This window comes from Nguyenibacter vanlangensis, from assembly GCF_013376155.1.
Taxonomy (GTDB): Bacteria; Pseudomonadota; Alphaproteobacteria; order Acetobacterales; family Acetobacteraceae; genus Gluconacetobacter; species Gluconacetobacter vanlangensis.
In genome coordinates, this window is sequence record NZ_JABXXP010000330.1 from 1 (window position 1) to 3205 (window position 3205).

The 3205-nt window shown below is 66.2% G+C and carries 2 protein-coding genes; both read right to left on the reverse strand.

What is annotated here, in order from left to right; genetic code table 11:
• Positions 1 to 958, reverse strand: a 958-nt coding sequence (locus tag HUK84_RS13275; RefSeq protein WP_317135287.1) for an MFS transporter, incomplete at its 3' end; no start/stop codon positions are given.
• A 2-nt stretch (positions 959 to 960) separates the two neighbouring features.
• Positions 961 to 3205 (reverse strand): TonB-dependent receptor (locus tag HUK84_RS13280; protein ID WP_176640717.1); only part of this gene is annotated, 2245 nt, incomplete at its 5' end.

Genomic DNA, 3205 nt, shown 5'->3' on the forward strand with positions numbered 1-3205 from the left:
AGAGCGGCCAGGCCGCCAGGCCGCCGATGGTCGCCGCCGTGATCATCAGCCCGCGCCGCGCCGTTCGGTCGCCCAGGCCGGCAAAGACCGGCGGCAGGACGATCGACAGAATGCCGGACACCACCGTTCCGAACAGCGACCCGGTTTCCGACAGATGCAGGACGGTGCGGGCATAGGTCGGCATGTAGACGTTCAGCGCGCTGCCGGTCGCCCCCAGCCCGACCGTGCCGATCGCGAGGATCACGCGCCGTTTGTCGCCCCGCACGATCTCGCGCAGGGGGGTGTGGTTTTCGCGGCGGGAAAAAGCCGCCGATTCCGCGCTGCGCAGGCGCAGCCAGGTGGCGAACGGCCCCATGACCAGCCCGAACAGGAACGGCAGGCGCCACGCCCCCGCGTCGATCTGGCGGTCCGAGAAGAAATGATGCACGCACCACGCCAGGAACGCCGCCAGCGTCACGGAACAGCCGGATGCCGACCATTGCAGGCTGGCATAGAATCCACGCCGCACCGGATCGCGTTCCGCCAGCATCGCCGAGGCGCTGCCGAATTCACCGCCCGCCGCGAACCCCTGCAGCAGCCGCGACACCACCAGCAGCAATCCCGCCGCAGGACCGATCGACCGGCTGTCGGGAATCAGCGCGACCGCCCCGGTGCCGATCGTCATCAATGCCGATGACAGGATCAGCCCGCTGCGCCGGCCATGCCGGTCGGTCCACGACCCCAGCCAGGCCGCCCCGAGCGGGCGCACCACGAACGCCACGCCGAAACTGCCCAGGCTGAGCAGCAGAGGCTGCGCGCCCCCGGCGCCGGTCGAAAAGAACAGGCGCGAGAAGGTGACGGAAAACAGCCCGTAGAGCAGCAGGTCGTACCATTCCAGCGCCCCGCCCAGGACGGTCGCCAGAATGGTGCGCGCCTGCCCCGCGTCACGGACCGTCGCCGGAGCCGCCGTCCCCGCCACCGTCAGAAGCCGGTCGTCAGCGAGACGACGCCCGAGAATTTGCCGCCGGTGATGTAGGTCGGCTGGCTGGCCGCCACCATGTGTCCATAGATGCCGCGCGTCGCGACCGCGTTCGAGGTCAGCCCCCATGCGCCGGACAGATAACTCGCATCCCCCACATTGATCAGGTTGAGCTGGATCTGCGGCCGCTTGAGGGCGCCCACGCTGTGCAGGCGGTACCCCAGGCTGACATTCGCGGTCTTGTAGGCCGGCATGCTCTGGTCGTCCATGAAGGTGGTGTATTGGGAATCGACGTAATTGAATGAGAAATTCCCGAACAGAGACCCGTCGTCATAGGACAGGCCGATCGATCCCATGAAGGTCGGCGTCAGGACCGCGCTCTTGCCCCGGGTCGGCAAATAGTCGCCGCCGGCCGCGATGTCGTTGTCTATGGTGGCATGCAGATACTGGCCCGACAGGTAGGGCGCGACATGATGCCAGGCCGGCAGGCTGAATTCGGCGCTGGCGCCGCGCGTCGTCTGGCCGCCGCCATTCAGCGACGACGTGATGGTCGTGCCGTTGACGAGCTGATTGCTGGTTACCTGGCGGTTGGTAAAATTATAGTTGAACAGCGAGACGGTCAGGTTGAACGCGCCGTAATGGCGGAAACCGATTTCCTCGGCGATCGAATATTCCGGCTTGATGTCGCTGGAATGCGCGCTGGTCATCCTGCCCGTCGCGACGCTGAACATGTCGATCGACGGCGTTACCGCGGCGGCTTCGCGGAAGGCGGTCGTGCCGTTGACATAGACCTGGTCGCGCGGCGTGGCCTGGTAGCTGATCGCGACGCGGGGCAGAGGCTGGAAATCGCTGAACCCGGTCGCGTAGGTCGCCCCCGGAATCAGGTTGGTCGCCATGCGCGTGATCATCACGGCCTTGAGCCCGGCCGAGACGGTCAGCCGGTCGTCCAGCGCGCGATAGGTATCCTGCAGCGTCAGCGCGTTGAGCTGCTGGATCACATGCGCATTCCATTGCAGCAGCCGCCGTCCGTCCTGGGTCAGCACGGGATATCGCCCCCACAGATTGGCCGCCTGCCCGTTGGCCCCGGGCAGCGAATAGGAGGGGTCCTCGGTATAGTTCACGTAGGAATACCAGTAGCCGAGCGACAATGCGTTATGGTGATGCGTCCATGTCAGCGCCGTGTTCAAGCCGAACGTCGATTCGGTGAAATGATCGACCGACACGGCCGCCGCCTGATTACTTACCCGGCCGCCCGCCCGGCCGCCCGCCCCTGGCGGGAATTGCAGGATGCCCGCCGGTTCGCTGCCGAGATAGCTGCCGGTCCGGCTGAGCGCCGTCGCGCCGTTCAGCGTGCCGTCCACGTCGTAGAGATAGGGCGTGGCGGCCAGGGCCAGGCCGTGGCCCAGGTTGAGATGCGCCTGCACGCCGGCATGCGCGTGACGCCACTCATATTGGTGGAATTTGTAATAATCCGTGTTCGATCCGGTAAAATTCGGCGCGTAATTGTAGGAATCGCCGTATTGCCGCCACTGCGCCAGCGTCGGGTAGGTATACAGGTTTTCGGTGACGTCGTTGTAGGACATGAAGGGCGAGATGCTGTTGCCGTCGCCCCATGTCCTTTCGCCCTTGAAATCCACGTGCCAGCGATTCAGGCCGCCCGGGCCGCGCCAGTTGGTGGCGGTGGTGTTGGAAAACGACGCGTAGGACCGGAAGCCGGAATGCCCGATCTCGCCCGTCTCGCCCCGGATGAATTCGCGCTCCAGGTCGTTGCCGCCGAAGGTGAAGTCGGCCAGGCCGCCCGCCTTGGGGGACGGACTGCGCATCGTCGCGCTGATCAGTCCGCCCACCGCGCTGAAGGTGGGCGCCATCAGGTCCGGCGAGCCGGGCGACACCGTGATCGATCCGATATTTTCCGTATCCGCCCAGGTCGAGGATGCCGGACTGTAATACAGCACGTCCGACGGGTTCATCCCTTCGAACTCGTAGCCGATCTCATTCTGGTTCATGCCCCGCATCGACACGCTCATCCGGTCCGTCGCCCCGGTCGGGTCCGCCGTGGCGACCACGACGCCGGGTGTGTTGCGCACCAGGTTGAGCACGTTGGTGGTCGGGGACTGCGCCGCGATGTAGTCGCGCGTTATCGTGTTGCGGGCATAGGGCGCGGTCTGCCGCGGCATCAGCCCGCCCCCCGGCACCGCGCCGGTCATGCCGGTCGCCGACGCCTGCGCGCTGACGGTGATTTCCTCG